Here is a 16,621-nt window from a genome sequence, read left to right as displayed (position 1 = left end):
TCCGGTAGAGTGAACTGAGTTGACCACTTTTGCGCACTGATCGTGGCCGGCCCCCACCGAGTGGTCCGGATTGATTGTTAGTGCATGGTCACCTCCGTCGCCAGCCTCGTCCGGAGGTGGGGCGAAGCGGAGCCGGAGGACGAGGCTGGCAGCAGCGTCGCCTCCGGGGCCGGCGGCCGATAGCCGAGGCTGCTTTGCGGACGGACCGAGTTGTAGTGCCGGCGCCACGCCTCGATCAGCACCTTTGCCTCGGCCAGGGTATAGAAGATCTCGTCGTCCCGCAGTTCGTCACGGAGCGAGCCGTTGAAGGACTCGCAGTATCCGTTCTCCCACGGGCTGCCCGGGGCGATGTAGAGCGTCTTCACGCCAATCCGGCCACGCCAGTCCCGCACCGCCTGGGCGATGAATTCGGGGCCGTTGTCTGATCGAATGTGCGCCGGGGGTCCGTGCTGGACGAAGAGATCGGCCAGGACGGCGAGCACGTCTCCGCTTCTGATCCGACGCTGGACGAGCAGCACCAGACATTCGCGGCTCGCCTCATCGATGATTGCAAGAATCCGGAGCTTGCGGCCATCATGGGTTCGGCCTTCCACGAAGTCATAAGCCCAGACGTGCCCCGGATACTCCGGCCTCAGCCGAATGCACGACCCGTCCGCCAGCCAAAGGCGACCGCGCTCCGGTTGGCGCTGCGGCACCTTCAGCCCCTCGCGTCGCCAGATGCGCTCCACCCGCTTGCGGTTCACGTGCCAGCCCGCGGCGCGCAACAAGGCCGTGACCCGGCGATAGCCGTAGCGCCGATATTGCCGGGCCAACTCGATGATGTCGGCCGTCAGCGCCGCGCGGCACTTTGCGCTGTGTCGACCGGTGCTGGCCCGGCACCCGGCAGATTCGGCGCTCCGAAACCCGAAGCTCGCGCCGGATATGATCGATGCAGCGCCGCCGCCGCGCCGGGCTTAGAAGTTTCCCCGCGCCGCCTCCTGCAGGATCAGCTTGTCCAGTGTCAGGTCCGCGATCACCTGCCGAAGCCGCGCATTCTCCCGCTTGAGATCCTTCATCCGGCGCGCCTGGTCGACCTTCAGCCCGCCATACTCCTTGCGCCACCTGTAAAAGGTTTGTTCGGTTACTCCGATCCGCCGGCATGCATCTGCCGTAATTCCGCCCTGCGCGAGCACGATCTCCGCCTCACGCAGCTTCCCGATGATCTCCTCCGGCGTGTGTCGCTTCCTGCCCATTCGAACTCTCCCTCACGGTCCAGACTATCATAGCGGCTTTACCACTCTGAGGGGGGGCAGATCAGCTCCGTCGAGTATACCCTTGTGAGCCACCGCTGCGGCATCCGGCTCGGAATAGCAAGCGCCGATCCTGTCGAGCCTAGCTCAGCTAGTCAGGCCTAAGTAGCTACCGCGCGCAGATATGAACGGCCACTAATCACTAAACCCGTTGAAGGGTCCTGCTTTGCGCTATCCGTCAGCGCCGACATCCGGTAAGGTCTGGTGATTGGGTCAGCCAAGCGAGGTCAGTGCAGATGGAAGCACAGAGGGTCAAGATCGTGGATGGTGGCAAGCTCGTGATCCCGGCGGCAATGCGCCGTGAGCTCGGGATCACCACAGGTGACACCGTTCTCGTCGATGTGGACGATGGCGAGTTGCGGGTACGGTCCGTACCGAGAGCGTTAGAGCGGGCTCGCGCGATCCTTCGCAAGTATGTGCCCGAAGGCGTCGGCCTGGCTGACGAGCTGATTGCCGAACGCCGGCGTGAGGCGGAGCGTGAGTAGCAAGGTCGTACTCGACGCCTCCGCCCTGCTCTGCCTTCTGAACGACGAGCCCGGGGCTGATCGGGTAGTCGACGTGCTGACCCGCAGTGTCATCGGAACGGCAAACCTGGCCGAGGTCGTGTCCAAGCTGCGGGAGCGTGGCCTGTCGCTGGACGAGGTGCGTGAGGCGCTCGGCGGGTTGCACCTCGATGTTCGGCCGCTCTCCCCTGCCCAGGCGCTCATCATAGGCGACCTCCGGCCGTCGACGAAGGCACTTGGTCTTTCGCTTGGCGACCGGGCATGCCTTGCTTTGGCGATCGATCTGCAAGCGCAGATGTTCACGACGGACGGCCCGCTGGCGAGCGCGGATGTCGGCATTACCATCACCAACGTGCGCCCTCTGGCGTAGTAGGCCCATATTCGTGCTTTTGGGTACGGTACGCTGCAGGCGGGGACACGCATGACAACCGTTCCGACACTGGTGCGCGACACCATTCTGATCACGCACGCCAACCCCGAGGATAACCGGTTCGCGCGGTGGCTCGCAGGTCGCTTGACCACTGCCGGGTACAAGGTCTGGGTCGACGTTGGCGCGCTTCGGGGTGGCGACGATTTCTGGGACAAGATCGAGCACGTGCTGCGGCACGAGGCGATCAAGCAGATCGTCGTCGTGTCCGAGCACATCGGCAAGCAAGGCGTAAAGAAGGAACTCGCCCTCGGCGACGTCATGCGTCGCAAGCTCGGCGATGCGGAGTTTATGATTCCGATCCGAATCGCCGACGTGGATTTCGGCGATTTCCCGACGGAGATCCTCCGCCAGAACGCACACAATGCGTTCCCTAACTGGGCTGCCTGCCTTCAGCCCCTGTTCGAGACGCTCGACTCCTCACGTGTGCCAAAGGTCGAGCATCCGGACGCCGAGCAGCTTGCGATGATCGTCGCTGCCCAAGAGGACGGTCGAAAGCTGGTCACTTCAAGTCCCGAGACGCTCTACAGCAACTGGTTCGAACTCCGGGCGAGGCCTGACGTCTGGATCCTGGAGGCGAAGGGAACGACTGCGCAGCTGGAAGCCTGGAGCCAGTTCACACGTGTTCCCCATGTACTACACGATGGAGGGGTGATCGCCTTCTGCGGACCCGATGCTATCGAGCGTCTCGACAACGGCGCTCCGCCTTTGAAGGCGCGCGCCAGCTTGCCATTCAACGGCGTGATCGACGGTACCTATAGCCGCCACTTCGTTGAGCGTTCCAATGCACGGCGGATCGCCGTCAATTTGATGCGTCAGCACTGGGACTTGGCCATGCATCGTCTCGGGCTACTTCCTGTCGATTTCGCCTCGGGCGCCCGCGGCCGCTTCTTCCCCGACGGACTCATCGACGGAAGAGTGAAGCTGACGCTGAGCGATGGACATCGGGTCGACCGGGTCCTGAGCGGCAAGTTCAAGGATCGGCGCTGGCATCTGTGCCTTGTCGCTCAACCCAAGCTCTGGCCGGATGCTCTCTTCCGGGTCCATGCCAATGTCGCGGTGACGACCGATGGCCGAACCCCGCTCCCGGGTGAACAGCTGCAGCGTATCCGGTTGCGCCTCACGCGGTCTTGGTTCAACGACAAATGGCGCGACATGCTGCTCGCCGCGATGGGGTGGCTTGCCGAAGGTGATCCGACCCTAGACATTGCCGCGTCCGGTGAGCGCCTTGCGGTTGCCAGCCTACCGATGAGCTTCGACTTCCCAGTCAGCTTCGCCGCGGAAGAGGACCGCCGAGTCGAGGAGGACGAATCCGGCCAGATAACCCTGTCAGAGGACTTCGAAACGGCTTTCGACCGGGATGAGATGCCGGAGGAGGCCGACGCATGAGCATTCTCACGCATCGCATCGCCGAACCTTTGCTTGAGTTCGGTCACGGGCAGCAGATGGAAGCGCCAAAAGATGGGCTCTTCCTCTTCGGGCCGCTCGAAGGCCCCGATGGCCGCTCCCAGGTGCGCTTGGGCGTCATCGGGACGGAGAGCGGCGTCGGCCTATCCCGCCGCTGGTTAGAGCGGATCAGCCTACATATCCCCGGCAAGGTCGATGCGAAGGGCAAGCCCGTTCTATGGGCACCCGCATGGCCAGGCTTCGAGGCCTGCTTCGGCATCGCGCTGCCAACCCGCGGCATGGTCGAGCTAGCGCTCAAGAGCGGCGACATCGATCATTGCATCAAGAAGAACAATCGCGCCGACGCGGTCCGATCCACGGTGCTGCTGTTCGCCGACGCGATCCGCGCGCACATCCGCGCCGAGGAGCGCCGTCCCGACGTCTGGCTCGTTGTCGTTCCGGACGTCGTCTATCGCTACGGACGTCCCCAGGTAGCACCACCGCCCAGAGACGAGCGCACTCCCTCTGACATCACGAGCTTCAAGGACGCCAAACGCTTCTTCCAGATGGGCGGCGACCTGTTCCCAGACACGGTGCGGGATGCCGAAACCTACCTGTTCTCGAGCAATTTCCACCACCAGTTGAAAGCCGAGTTGCTGCAGGACGGCGTCGTCCTCCAGCTGATCCTCGAAAGCACGCTGGTCGACCGCAACCTCAACATCACCAACGACCGCCGGCGCGGCCTCCAGGACGAGGCCACGGTTGCCTGGAACTTCTGCACCACGCTCTACTTCAAGATGGACGCCAAGCCGTGGGCGCTGGCCCATGTCCGCCCTGGCGTTTGCTACGTCGGACTGGTGTTTAAGAACGACGACACGCCTGCGGCAACGGGCGAAGCCTGTTGCGCCGCGCAGATGTTCCTCAACTCAGGCGACGGTCTCGTATTTCGCGGCGCCCTTGGGCCCTGGTACTCCGACGAGCGCAAGGAATATCACCTGTCGAGGAGCGCGGCGGCGAATTTGATGACCTCGGTGGTCGAGGGCTATAAGCTCAAGCACGGCAAGCCACCGAACCAGCTGTTCATCCATGGCCGTCACCGCTTTTCCCACGATGAGTGGGACGGCTTTTGCAGCGCAGTGCCCACTGAAACACAGCTGGTAGGAGTCAGGATCAAGCAGCTCGATGATGTTCGGCTGTTCCGCCCCTCTGCGTCGACACCGGTCCTGCGCGGCACAGCCCTTACCGTGGGTGACTGGTCAGGTTACCTTTGGGCGCGGGGGTTCGTGCCGCGGCTGGCAGGGTATCAAGGGTTCGAGACACCCAAGCCGCTCACCGTCGACGTGACGCATGGCGAAGGGGACATTGTAGAGGTGCTCGGCGACATCCTTGCGCTCACCAAGGTAAACTATAACGCCTGCGATTTTGCGAGCGCCCTGCCCGTGACGCTCAAGTTCGCCGACCGGGTGGGTGAGATCCTGATGGCGTCGCCTCATACCGTTACCGCACCGCCGCTGCCGTTCCGGCACTACATCTGATCCCATGAGCGCCGACTGATGCCGATGGCAGGTCGAGCGTAAGGCGAAGACTCTGACGTCCACCAATTTAGGTGCAATCCGCTATTTCGGAAGCGTGCCGCCGGGCAGATGCCGTCCACCATTTCAGGAAAACCTACACCTCTGATTCCAGTCTCAGATTCTCTGAGCTTAACGCAAGCCACTCGATGCCATTTTTCTGTCCGAGAATCGCATTTATCGGACATAAAAGTCCGATGGAGTGTCTCGTGACATAAAGGTGGCATTATGGCATAGAATGGCTTCTGGTATTCAGCTTTTCTAGTGAAGCTCGGATGACGATACAGGTCAATATCACGCCGAATGGTCGGATGAGTCTGCCAGCCGACCTGCGCAAGCGCTTGGGCCTGTCCGAGGGTGGCGCGGTGTTTCTCGAGGAGACCGAGGATGGCATCGTCCTGAGAACCGCAGCGCAGGCGGTCGCGCACGCGCAAGCGATCGCCCGTCGCTTCACTGAAGGAAATGCGGACGCCACGGTTGATGCTTTCCTGGCCAATCGGGTGGCAGAAAGCGGCGAATGAGCGAGGTCATTCTGGATGCCTCCGCGCTCGTTGCGATGCTGAAGGAAGAGCCGGGCGGCACGAAGGTCGCCGGGTCGATCGCATCTGCGCGGATGAGTATGGTCAACTACGCCGAAGTCGTCAGTCATTTCGTCCATCTCGGCATGCCGGAGCGCGATGTGGATGCCATGCTCGACCCGCTGCCGCTCGAACTGGTCAGCCTTGACAAGGGAACCGCCCAGATCGCCGGGCGTCTGCGCGCGATTACAGCCGATGCCGGCCTGTCCCTTGGTGATCGCTGCTGTCTCGCGCTCGCGGTACGCGACGGCCTACCCGCCTGGACCGCCGACAAGGCTTGGCGGACGATCGCCGATCGAGCCAGCGTCAAGGTCGTGGTGATCCGATGACGAGCGGCGTGCGCCCCATCGACATGATCTTGCTCGACGAGCTCTTCGAGATGGGCGGCGGCTATGTCCTGGACTTCTCCGACCGGACGATGCGTGAATTCTTCGCGCAGGAACTGAACGTCGACATCGACGATCCCTGTTATGCGCGCAACGGAACCTCGAAGGCGAAGCGCCTGCGCACTTTCCTCACCATCGTCGATTCCCCAACGGTTGTCCGAACGCTGCGTGCTCTTTGGGATTACCGTCAGGCCATCAATGCCCGCCGGCGCGCGACCGACAGCGTCGCCAATGGCGAAGGCCGGTTGCTCGAGCTAATCGGCCGTCTCGAGGGCAAGCCAGCGGCACCCGAGACCGCCCCGACACCCGCTTTCAAAGGACCACAGATCGCCGAAGCCCGTAAAGCTCTTCTCGCGATTTGGGATCTTGCGCCCCAGCAGCGCGGCTTTGCCTTTGAACGTTTCCTGCGCGATACGTTCCGGCTCTTCGGCCTCAAGCCCCGGGACAGTTTTCGCCTGCGTGGAGAGCAGATCGACGGCAGCTTCGATCTCGCCGGCCACACCTATCTGCTTGAAGCAAAATGGGAGGCCAAGCCGACACCAGCGGCCGATCTCCACGTTTTCGAGGGCAAGCTCGGCGAGAAGGCTGCTTGGTCCCGCGGCCTGTTTGTGAGCTACATTGGCTTCAGCGAAGACGGGCTGCACGCCTTCGGGCGCGGCAAGCGGATCATCTGCATGAGCGGCGAGGATTTCGATGCCATGTTCGAAAAGCTGTTGCCAATTGATGAGGTGCTGAGTCGCAAGGCGCGCCGCTTCGCGGAGACGGGCAATCCTTATGTCCGGGTCCGCGATCTTTTCTAAGGCTGGCAAAAATACGAGCGCGATGGCGCGCGATGAGCGCCGAGGCTATGAAGCTGATCGGTAAACTAGGAAAGGCTCCCCGAGAATAACAGCGATCTTGCCGACTATCTCGCTGAAAAGGCAGGCACCAGCAAAGCAGACGCTCGCAAACTAGTCGATGGCCTGTTCACGGCGATCGCGGACGCCGCCGCCAAGGGCGAGGAAATCGCGCTCAATGGCTTCGGCAAATTCAAGGTGAAGGCCAGTCCGGCGCGCGAGGGCCGTAACCCCGCCACGGGGCAGACCATCACCATCGCCGCGTCGAAGAAACTCACCTTTACGCCGGCGAAAGCGATCAAGGACCGACTCAACGGCTGATCCTTGTGCCGGTCAGCGTCAGGGCCACCCGTTCTGTCGGTAGGAACCGCTGGCCGGCCAGTCCTCATAACCCTATCAAAAAGCTCGACCTAGATTGCGTTGCTTGACGGTGGATCGATGAGGTCGCCTGAGCCAATGCGATCAAGACAGCGACCGGAAAACTATTGCAGATGCCGGATCGAATGGCGCGAGCAACAGCAACCGAACCTGATGGCTCGACGATCGGAGGATCACCGGCGACGTAGCGCCGCCAAGGCATCCGGCATGATCGTATAAACCGCCTCCCGCTGGGCGCCACGGTTCTGATGATTGACTCTATAGCCCTGATAGTGTCGTCGCAGGAGGCCGCCGCGGCATAGATCGGACACCGCACGGCTGACATTGCAACGACCCGACCGGCGAACGCGCTCGCGCACCTTTTCCTCGACCAGACGCTCTGCCTGGGCCGGATCGGTCGGGAGTTCATCAGCCTTTTCGAGTGCAACTCGCACCGTTTCGATCGTAGAACGACGCCATGGTGAGCGCTGCGCGATGGGAACCAGTGCGTCGCATAGCCAGTCACGCACCGGTACGGCGTCACCGTTTACAACGACACTCGGCCCGGCGCTGCCCTTCTCGTCAGCAACCTCCGCGAGAAGCTGGAGGAGCATGTAAGAGAATTTCGGACGCTGTGAGGCGGCAGCGATAGCGGCCATCAGCGATGGCGTGTCCATCGCTCGTGCAGGGTTAGCGGTTGTCTCGAACAGATCGGCCTGATGGAACATAGCATGAATCTACGCTGCCTTTGCACGGATGTGAATCCCACAATGACGACCGACAGCATTTTTCTCACGGAAAGCAGATAGAAGGCCAATCCAACATGCAGCAGACAGCCAAGTAGATGGCCGACAACAAGAATCAGCACTTCGTCCCTCGGATCCATCTTCGACCGTTCACGGTCAACGGCGATGGATTGGCGATCAATCTGTTCAATCTCGACCGCATGAAGGCCATTCCCAACGCGCCCGTCAGGAATCAATGTTCAGGCGACTATTTTTACGGGCAAAATAAGCTTCTCGAAAACGCGATCAATTTCATCGAGGACCCATACGGACCGATCGTCCGCCACCTGTCCGAGGGCGGCACGGTCGGATCCGCGGTCAAGATCGTCATGAAGCGCTTCATCTATCTCCAATATCTGCGGACGGAAGCCGCCTCGCTGAAAGCGAGCGAAATGGCGCTGGCACTGCAAGACGTTCCTGGGTCCGACCTTCCCGTCCCCACGATCAAAGAGGCATCGAAGGAAGCCGTCCAGGCGGCCATGCTGAGCTACAAGGACACGATGCGGATCGTCGACGATCTGACGCTTTGCATCGTGCGGAACCGGACAGGCCTCCCCTTCTTCACCTCCGACGATCCCGCCGTTTTGACCAACCGCCTGCATATCCAGCGGCCGCGCAAGGGCCGACCGAGCTTCGGGGTAAAGACTGCTGGTGCCATCTTTTTCCTGCCGCTCTCACCGTCGCTCTGCGCAATCCTGTACGACGGTGCCGTCTATAGCTCTGGTCATAGCGCGCATTGGATCGAAATCGATCGGCAGGGGGACATTGAGGCGCTCAACGCCCATCAGATTCTTGGCTGCTGTGCCAACGTGTATTTCCGGGAGTGGGATGATCGCGACAAAATCGCGACGCAAGTGGAAGCTGCGAAGACCGGGAGACCTGCCACGCGCCAAACGGTCACCCAAGCCGTCCTCGAAACGACAAGCGATTGGGGCGAATATTACGCCGTCAGGAAGCCTACTGACATCAGGAGCGGCGAGAAGGTGCTCGTCCGTGTCGCGACCAACCACCCGGCCCCTTCGACCTGGCCCGCGTTTCTGCGCTTCCGATCGAACGCGCACGCCTACTCAAATGACACCGGCGCTGGCTTGACCCGACGGTGGTGTCTTGAGCAAGGATTCGTGCAAGGAAGCTGCTATCGAAAGATCTCGGTCTAGCATGACGATGCGCCGATCGATGTGACGAGTGGCATCACCGGCGATCTCACGCGACATCGCCCAGCAGATCGCCCATGACGTTGTTCGCGGCCGGTGTCCAAGTCGTCAGCCGTTCGGCAATCGCACAAAAGCAGCGCGTGAAGGCGACCTGACCGCGATGAATGTCAATCGCGTGGTCAGGTTCGCCAGTATGGACGATGGAACTGCGGGCGTAATAGATGGCTAAGACGCTGGCCTGATAGCTCGCCAGCCCTGGCACACCCTTCATGCAGATCCCGATCCGGCGTCGCAGGCGCTCGGCAATCGCGGGGGCATATTGGTCGGTGAGCAGCGTCTCGAACGCGACCGCTAGCGCGACGATCGCCTCCGCCTCGTTCGCGCGGGCACTAAACGACTGTCGGAACCAGTCCAGGGCGGTGAGCAGGCGGCGATAGAGGCGGTTCTCCGGCTTCGAGTGCGTCGCGAGATTGACGTGGCGGAAGTACCCCCGCTCCACCGTGTTCAACGCCTGAGTCACCTTCGGCGCAAGCCGCCTCATGCGGGACGTCGCCAGTGCACTGGTGGAGAGCGTCGCAGCTACATCCGATAGTTTCGCCAATTCGAGCTGGGAGACATTCATGGGCACACGGCGGGTGGACATCGGGCGGCCGCGGATCGCCTCACCGATCAGATAATGGGCGATGTCGAGCGTCTCGAAATTGTTGATGAAGGACGAGTTGTGGTGCCGATCGAGCGGTCCGACTGCCTCCTGCGACAGGCAATGCAACATCAGCAGGTTTGCCGCCGCCACCCTGATCTTGAGCGAATAGATGAACTGGTTCTCGTACATGTCGCCAGTGAAGGACGTGACGCGGACCAGCATCAGCGGGTTCTTCCCGAACCATTTCGCCGTGTAGGCAAAGTGCCGGAAATCCGATTTGTCGATGCGCTGCTTCACGCCGAGACCCCTTGCCATCCGCTCGGTGCTGGCGACCGCCGCATCGAACGAATTGCTCTGGGTGCTGACCGCAAAGCCCGCCTTCTTGAAGACTGCTTCGGAGCGGAGCTTACTGTCTTTCGCGAAAATCCCCGGCATTTCCATGCCGAAGCCGGTCAGGGGATAGAGGACGAAGCCCGGCCTGTCGGCGCCAGCGGCGGCGAGTCCGGCGATGACGCATGCGGGTACATCACCGCTCCCATTCTTGGCGATATGGAGGATATAATCGTCGAGCAGCGAGCGCCCGATGTAGAACTCATTGGACCACAATGTGCGCGCGATCGCCGCGCGGAGCTGCAGGATATGATGCTCGATCGCCTGGCGATCCTTGGCCGACAGCTTCTTCTCGTCCGTGACGAGATCGTCGATGCTGTCGAACTGGCTGAGCAGGTTGTGCTTGGCCTTCAGGAAATCGTCGGACTGTTTGAGCTTCTTGCCGAGCGTGACAGTCAGGCCGCCGAGCGTCGCGGTCATTCGCCGCCCTCGCTCTTGCGGGACGCCTGCCATTGCTGTGCTGCCACCTCGATGTCGAAATTCTCGATCGACAGACCCACGATCGTGTTGATGAAGGTCTTCGCCTCGGCAATCACGGCCTCCGCCTCTTCGGGATTGCTGAAGGCACCTTGATGTACCACCGCATTGCGCACCGCGTTGATCTTCTCGGCCGATGCCTTGAGCACCTTGCCGATCGGGCTCTCGTCCGGGGTCGCGAAATAGACCGGCACGAAGAGCCGGGTTACCTTGAGCGGCAGGCCGTTCGCCCAGCGCAGGAACATGTCGACGATCGTGTCATCAAATTCGGTCTTGCGAGCCCATTCCGTCCGAATGGCGTAGTTGGCCGCGATCTCCGCTGCCGTCGCGCAACGGACAATCGCCGCAGATGGCTCTTCTCGAAGGTGTAGTCCGGATAACTTGGTCCACTGTGACTGCAATTTTTCGAGATCGGTGCGCTCATTGTAGGGCTTCGACGATTTCTTGCGATGCGCGTTACCGTTTGCCTTGGTCATCTGCCCCCCCAATTTTGCCGCACTCTGAACCGGACAATCTCTTCAATATCTTTTCTACAGCGAAGGTATAGCGTGCGATGCTCGGGCAGGTTGATCGGAAAAGCCCGGCGCCAAACAGGGGGATTGAATGACCGCAGTCGCGGCGACGAACGTCTATTACATCAAGCTCGGCCGGGGCGGCGATTGGGAGGCCGAGAGCATCCGCGACGGCGTGCTGCGCTTTGGCTATCGCGAGGCGCCGCACGATCTTTGCGTAGCGGGCGACTGGTCAGGCGTCTGGGAAGCGATGAAGGAGCGCCGGGGGGACGCTGGCGCGGCGACCCGCGATGTGAAGCAGATTCGGGCATTCTACGAGAGCGCCGAGGATACCATCTTCATCACCTTTGTCGGCGGCCTGCTCTACTGGTGCCGGCCGGCTGGCGACATTGAGATCCTGTCGGACAATAGCCACCGCCGCGCGACGCTCGATGGCTGGCACAGCACATCGATCGGCGGGAGCCTGCTGACGACCGATCGGCTCTCCGGGCGATTGCTCAAGGTCCAGATGTTTCGCGGGACGATCTGCGACGTGGGCGCGGCCGACTATCTGCTGCGCCGACTGAGCGATGAATTATCTCCAGAGGTGGCGGCAGCCGAAGAGGCGGAACGCGCCCTCACCGCGGCGATCATTCCCCTGATGCGATTGTTGACCTGGCAGGATTTTGAATTGCTGGTCGATCTCGTCTTTTCGAGCAGCGGGTGGCGCCGGCTCAGCCAGGTTGGCCGAACCCAGAAGACGATCGATCTCGAACTGGTGCTTCCGAGCACCGCCGAACGGGCCTTCGTGCAGGTGAAATCCCAGGCCACGCGGGCGTCGCTCGACGATTATGTCGGTCGGCTCGCCGAAGCTGACGCGTATGACCGGATGTTTTTCGTCTGGCATACCGGCAACATCCCGGAGAACGGGGGGCCGGAAGGCGTGATCCTGCTCGGGCCGCAGCGACTCGCGCGGATGATCCTCGATGCAGGATTGTCGTCGTGGCTCCGGGAGAAGGTCTCGTGAGGCTCCACATATCTGCACTGTCGCTAGCGCGGCCTGCGCGAAAGGACTGAGCGTGGACTACGAACCTTATCCCGATGAGATGGAGGACGAGCCTCGCTATCGTCCAGTAGCGGACATCGGCCACGCCGAGCTCTACGAGGCCCTGATGACACTCGCCGGGTTTGGCGAGAACCCATTTCTGGCCATGCAGGCGAGCCAGCTGTGCCTGGTCGACAACATGCTCAACCGCGTTGAGCAGGAGATTCTGGAACGCCAGCTCGATGATGAACCGCCGCGCGGCCGGATGGCGCAGCTCTCCGCGCTGACGCCAATGTGGATCTATGCCGCCTATGAACTGCTGCGCACATGGCGCCAGCGGTGCGAAGAGGTGATCAAGCTCGCGGAAAATGGAGGGATCAGCCTGAAGGCGACGAACCTCGCACGGGAACTCGGCTACCGGCACTACGACCGGGAACTTCGGGCCCAGCAGCTTCGCGACGCGCAGGAGCGACCAGAGCTCGTCGATCAGATGCGGATCGACCTCCGCCGAACGGAAATGGGCTTCACCAGGCTCGAGTTCCTGCGCGTCGCGCTCGCCAAGCATGAGGTGAGCAAGAAGGGGAACAAGAAGCCCATCGCCTTCGCGCCCGGGCGGGCCACAGTCGACCGCCACTGCGGCGCGATGCAGTATGAGCTGAGCAACGGTGGCGCCATCATCGACTATGTTTCGCGCAGGGAGGTCGCAGAGACCATCCGATATATCCCGGAGTTGGAGAACCCGAGCGACGAGGATCTTGAGGGCTTTAGGGCCTACATGAATCCACCGGATGTCGAACCGCCGACTCTTTAAGATCACGAGTGCGCCTGCGATGTCGATGAGATGAACGGCCCACGGCAGAAGACGCTCGCGAGCTAGTCCGGGACCAGGATTTCCATCGCTGCGAGCTGAGCTACCAGCTCCGCCCTGGTGATTGGTACATTGAACCGCCATTCAAGCAGCCGCACACCGTGACGGGCCAGGAGCCCCCGCTTTTTCTCATCGCGCAATTGGGTGAGCTTGAGCCCTTCCTCGCCGCCAAAGAGCGCCACGGGCGCGTAGTGCTGCTGTCCCTGATACTCGATTGCAAGGCCCAGCTCCGGCACATGGATATCGACGGACTGCATGCCGAGGAAGGCCGGCCGCCATTGGTGAACCGCCGAGGGCCATAGGGTGCGAACGAGGTCCAGGAGGGCGACTTCGGAAACCCAGCCCAGTCCGATCTCAGGAATCGACCGCTCACGGCGGAACGCCTCTTCGGCCGCGACCATAGCGGTCGCAAAAAACGCCGATGCCCCCGTGTCGGCGGCGCCGATGTTGATCGAGAAGATCCGGCCACGCCGGGCACCATGGTTCGTGAACTGCGCCATATGACGCCGATAGGCCGCCCAGTCGGAAGCGGGCGGCATGGGCGGTATCATAGTCGACCCGAAATCCGGTCGAAGCCTGATCATCTCCTCCAGGACTGGCGGCTCCAGCGTGAATTGCGCATCGAGATGAGCGAGGAACGCCTCGAACTCCTCCAGCAGCCGCCCGACGATGAGCGAGGATTCCGCATGTCTGCGCGCCAGTATACGGATGTCCTGCGCGCGCAGGGGCGATCCAGTCAGGAACCTGAGATAGATGACCTCGTCGAAAAGCGGCTCACGATCGCGGCCTGGCACCGCATCGACCAGCGCCAGTGCCTCCTCGAGCCGGTCAGCTTCGGTGAGTTCCAGAACGCGCTGCCAATGCGGATCAGGGTCCCAGGGTCTGCCGTAGAGATCGGGGAGATCGTCCGGGAGACCGGTGCCGTCAGCGCCGCGCCATTTCTCGCCGAGCAGGCGCGCCTGCAAACCGTAGCCCCGGGCGCGCTGGTTATCCTCCCAGACACGAGCAATCGGCAGGGCCGGATCGAGAGGATTGGGCTCCCAGGATTGGCCTTGGGCGATCCCTTCCGGACGCATCACATAGCCGATGTCGAAGCCCGCGGCCGCGTAATCAGCCATGGCAAGATCGCCGATTGCTTCGACGATGCGCTCAAACAGGCAGACCTGATCTTGCCGAACTCCGATCGAAAGCAGGACGCGCCCGCGCGCCGACGTCTGTCGGGACAGGCCCGGAGCGTGGGCCGAAAGCTCGATGGCGCGCTGCCGCCGAATTCCCGGCCCTTCGAGGAAGTGAATCCGGTGGGTGATCTCGTCAGGGAAGTCGGGATAGGTCAGGGGGACCGGCGTCACCGCCTTGGGCACGCGCTTCTTGGGCGGCGCCTCTGGACCATATTCCGTCAGCAGCTCACCGCAGAGCGCCGATAGCCGCGCGAAATGGACGGCCGTCGGCGAGCCTGCGTCGCGTTTGCCAGCGAGCGTCGTGTAGAGCTTCTGCCACTTTGCCAGATCCTTGCGGTAGAATTCGCGGGACATCCGGCTGCGCAACGTGTCCTCGTGGAGCTTCGCCGCCTCACGGAACGCCTGAAGACCGGCATCTCCCTCTTCCGGTGACGGGGGCCTCAGCACCACGCCTCTCGCCTCGTCAGCCGAATGACGGCGAGCCGTCGGCCCAGCCGGACGCCTGCCACAGGATGTTGAACTGCTCCTGTAATTGCGGCTGCATCGGCGCGGCGAGATCGGCGACCTGAAGCTCAGGCAGGAAGAGCTCCGGCTTGCGGATCCTGCGGCCGCCGCCGCGGGCGCGCGTCAACTCGACATCCTCCACCCCGCGGAATGCGATGCCGGCGACGGCCGGACCGGTTAGCCCTACGTCCGCGAGCACGCTGGCAAGCCGCTCGAGATGCATAGCAATCGATGCTTCCAGCTCGCGGCCATCCACGAGGATTTGGGGATCATCATCGATCCGGGCCCCGATCATCGCCTCGAATTCGATTAACCCGGGGCGGACCAGGCGGGTACGCCACCGGGTCTCCGGGTTATTTTCGGTCTGGATGAGCGGCAGCCCATAGCTCCACCACTGACGCTCATCCGAATCCGACTGTACCCGGGCCTGGCTGTCAGGGGGAAAGCGCAGCGCCGCTGCAAGGGCGGTCTTGGGATCGAGGGTCGGCCGGTCCATCGCGGCCAGCGGCACGATGCGCAGCGTCATGCTGGGCATGGCGACGATCTCGGGAAGCCCGCCGCGCATGCGATCCATCTCCAATTCCGAAATCGCGGTACGCGCCGCTTCCCAGCGGTGATCGACCTGCGGCGCCGCAGGGGCCGGCGGCGCCACACGAATCCGGGAGCGCCCCACCTTCTCGAACGCATCGATCGCGCCGATCAGGGTTCCGGCGCGTGTATTGAGTTCCCGGATCGCGTCCAAAGTACTCTGCTGCATGCCGTGCCGCACATCATAGTCGGTCTTCGGCCAGGCCATGTTGGGGTTGCGGCCCATCACATGAATGCGCTCATAGACCAGCTCCATGAGGGACGTGTTCGCCGCGCGCAGCGCCATCGCAGCCTCCTGCAGGGCCGCGTCCTCGAAATCGAAGGCTGCACCAGTCCAGGTGGCTGCCATATCGTCTAGCGGGTCCAGCGCCTTGCGCGGATAGGGCGTTCCGAAATTATGCTCGCGCAGGAACTGGCGCAGCAGCTCCGGGATTTGCTGGCGATACCGCTGCAACAGCTCAACATCATGAGGGTGAGGTTCGGCCGACGGCGCAGCCGCCATAAGAACCTCGTCGTCGAGAATCAGGCGAAGAGCGCTCTCCAGATCCTTCTGAAGCCCTGCCCGCGCCGCCTGGCGCTCCTCGTCGGTCGCGTCGGCCGGACAGTGGAAGAGGATCGGCCGTTTGAAATGGGTGAGGTCGAACGGAAGAGGATGCTCGTCGGGATGGCCCATCGCTGTGTTCATGACGCCGATCATCCTGCCCCACCCGCGCGATTTTAGCGCCCAGCCATGCTCGAGCAGGACATTGGGGTTGGGCGAGAGCTGGCCCTTGGCGCGCGTGGCAACGTGCGTGAGGTCGGACAGGAAGGCGACCGCCCGGTCGATCTTTCCGAAGATGGTGTCCGCGAGCGGCGGCATGCCCGGCACATTCACAGTGTCGCGATCGGCGCGAAGCTCACGATCGGCGGGATCAACGTCGGCGTCCGCATTGACGGTTCGAATGGCGCGGTCCAGCGCCCACTGAATCAAGCCGCGACCGATCCGGTTCTCCGTGTCGCTTTGCCAGGAATAGAAGATATGGTGCGGCATTCAGGTAGCGATTCTCGTCGTTATGGTGGTCGCCCTCGCTAACATGCCTGCCTGGCCCAAGCATCATGGACGCACTTTCCCTCGTCGAATGATTGTCATCAATGACACTCTACCAGGCGTTTCGGGGTAAAGTGT

17 protein-coding genes and 1 pseudogene are annotated in these 16,621 nt (G+C 62.3%); 11 read left to right on the top strand and 7 right to left on the bottom strand.

The features are described 5' to 3' along the window. Positions 1-77: 77 nt before the first annotated feature. Together ABLE43_RS14925 and ABLE43_RS14920 are read right to left on the bottom strand one after the other, a co-directional pair. Positions 78-923 (bottom strand): IS3 family transposase, encoded by an 846-nt coding sequence (locus tag ABLE43_RS14925; protein ID WP_348979200.1) that lies wholly within the window; start codon positions 921-923, stop codon positions 78-80. A gap of 30 nt (positions 924-953) precedes the next feature. Further along, positions 954-1,232, bottom strand: coding sequence for a transposase (locus ABLE43_RS14920; protein ID WP_348979191.1), 279 nt, complete (start codon positions 1,230-1,232; stop codon positions 954-956). Between the two features lie 293 nt (positions 1,233-1,525). On the opposite strand from ABLE43_RS14920, the gene ABLE43_RS14915 reads away from it, so the two are divergent. The 8 genes and pseudogenes from ABLE43_RS14915 to ABLE43_RS14880 all read left to right on the top strand — a co-directional run. Then, on the top strand, positions 1,526-1,774 hold the full coding sequence (locus ABLE43_RS14915) for an AbrB/MazE/SpoVT family DNA-binding domain-containing protein (RefSeq protein ID WP_046408754.1): 249 nt from the start codon (positions 1,526-1,528) through the stop codon (positions 1,772-1,774). Then, a complete protein-coding gene (locus tag ABLE43_RS14910) occupies positions 1,767-2,162 on the top strand; it encodes a type II toxin-antitoxin system VapC family toxin (protein ID WP_046408755.1) in 396 nt (131 codons plus the stop codon). Before ABLE43_RS14915 ends, ABLE43_RS14910 begins: the two co-directional genes overlap by 8 nt. Positions 2,163-2,213: 51 nt before the next feature. Continuing rightward, entirely contained in the window at positions 2,214-3,608 is a 1,395-nt protein-coding gene (locus ABLE43_RS14905) for a toll/interleukin-1 receptor domain-containing protein (RefSeq protein ID WP_046408756.1), read from the top strand. Beyond that, positions 3,605-5,140 (top strand): argonaute/piwi family protein, encoded by a 1,536-nt coding sequence (locus tag ABLE43_RS14900; RefSeq protein WP_046408758.1) that lies wholly within the window; start codon positions 3,605-3,607, stop codon positions 5,138-5,140. The genes ABLE43_RS14905 and ABLE43_RS14900 overlap by 4 nt, the downstream gene beginning before the upstream one ends. Before the next feature lie 311 nt (positions 5,141-5,451). Further along, positions 5,452-5,697 (top strand): AbrB/MazE/SpoVT family DNA-binding domain-containing protein, encoded by a 246-nt coding sequence (locus tag ABLE43_RS14895; protein WP_062787835.1) that lies wholly within the window; start codon positions 5,452-5,454, stop codon positions 5,695-5,697. Further along, positions 5,694-6,083, top strand: a complete 390-nt coding sequence (locus ABLE43_RS14890; protein ID WP_062787837.1) for a type II toxin-antitoxin system VapC family toxin — start codon at positions 5,694-5,696, stop codon at positions 6,081-6,083. The genes ABLE43_RS14895 and ABLE43_RS14890 overlap by 4 nt, the downstream gene beginning before the upstream one ends. Further along, entirely contained in the window at positions 6,080-6,940 is an 861-nt protein-coding gene (locus ABLE43_RS14885; protein WP_245652744.1) for a restriction endonuclease, read from the top strand. Before ABLE43_RS14890 ends, ABLE43_RS14885 begins: the two co-directional genes overlap by 4 nt. An 84-nt stretch (positions 6,941-7,024) precedes the next feature. Further along, a pseudogene (locus ABLE43_RS14880) lies at positions 7,025-7,297 on the top strand (HU family DNA-binding protein); the annotation flags it as partial. 230 nt (positions 7,298-7,527) lie between these two features. Here ABLE43_RS14880 and ABLE43_RS14875 read toward each other — a convergent pair. After that, positions 7,528-8,061: a hypothetical protein gene (locus ABLE43_RS14875; protein WP_062787839.1), complete on the bottom strand. Its 534-nt coding sequence runs from the start codon at positions 8,059-8,061 to the stop codon at positions 7,528-7,530. A gap of 116 nt (positions 8,062-8,177) precedes the next feature. Here ABLE43_RS14875 and ABLE43_RS14870 point away from each other — a divergent pair, with 116 nt between their 5' ends. Further along, positions 8,178-9,275 carry a DUF4238 domain-containing protein gene (locus tag ABLE43_RS14870; RefSeq protein WP_062787841.1) on the top strand — a complete coding sequence of 366 codons (1,098 nt, stop codon included), beginning with the start codon at positions 8,178-8,180 and terminating at the stop codon, positions 9,273-9,275. A 46-nt stretch (positions 9,276-9,321) separates the two neighbouring features. Here ABLE43_RS14870 and ABLE43_RS14865 read toward each other — a convergent pair whose 3' ends face one another. Beyond that, on the bottom strand, positions 9,322-10,725 hold the full coding sequence (locus ABLE43_RS14865) for a HEPN domain-containing protein (RefSeq protein ID WP_062787843.1): 1,404 nt from the start codon (positions 10,723-10,725) through the stop codon (positions 9,322-9,324). Next, on the bottom strand, positions 10,722-11,258 hold the full coding sequence (locus ABLE43_RS14860) for a hypothetical protein (protein ID WP_062787845.1): 537 nt from the start codon (positions 11,256-11,258) through the stop codon (positions 10,722-10,724). The genes ABLE43_RS14865 and ABLE43_RS14860 overlap by 4 nt, the downstream gene beginning before the upstream one ends. A gap of 127 nt (positions 11,259-11,385) precedes the next feature. On the opposite strand from ABLE43_RS14860, the gene ABLE43_RS14855 reads away from it, so the two are divergent. Next, positions 11,386-12,300: a hypothetical protein gene (locus tag ABLE43_RS14855; RefSeq protein WP_062787847.1), complete on the top strand. Its 915-nt coding sequence runs from the start codon at positions 11,386-11,388 to the stop codon at positions 12,298-12,300. A 52-nt stretch (positions 12,301-12,352) separates the two neighbouring features. Next, positions 12,353-13,129 (top strand): hypothetical protein, encoded by a 777-nt coding sequence (locus tag ABLE43_RS14850; RefSeq protein WP_245652746.1) that lies wholly within the window; start codon positions 12,353-12,355, stop codon positions 13,127-13,129. A 62-nt stretch (positions 13,130-13,191) separates the two neighbouring features. On the opposite strand, the gene ABLE43_RS14845 is transcribed toward ABLE43_RS14850, so the two are convergent. Together ABLE43_RS14845 and ABLE43_RS14840 are read right to left on the bottom strand one after the other, a co-directional pair. Then, entirely contained in the window at positions 13,192-14,814 is a 1,623-nt protein-coding gene (locus tag ABLE43_RS14845) for a hypothetical protein (protein ID WP_348979190.1), read from the bottom strand. 13 nt (positions 14,815-14,827) lie between these two features. Continuing rightward, positions 14,828-16,486, bottom strand: coding sequence for a hypothetical protein (locus tag ABLE43_RS14840; protein ID WP_348979189.1), 1,659 nt, complete (start codon positions 16,484-16,486; stop codon positions 14,828-14,830). Between the last annotated feature and the right edge of the window lie 135 nt (positions 16,487-16,621).

This window comes from Sphingomonas silueang (genome assembly GCF_040049155.1).
GTDB classification, from domain to species: domain Bacteria; phylum Pseudomonadota; class Alphaproteobacteria; order Sphingomonadales; family Sphingomonadaceae; genus Sphingomonas; species Sphingomonas silueang.
This window is presented reverse-complemented; position numbering and strand designations above follow the sequence as displayed.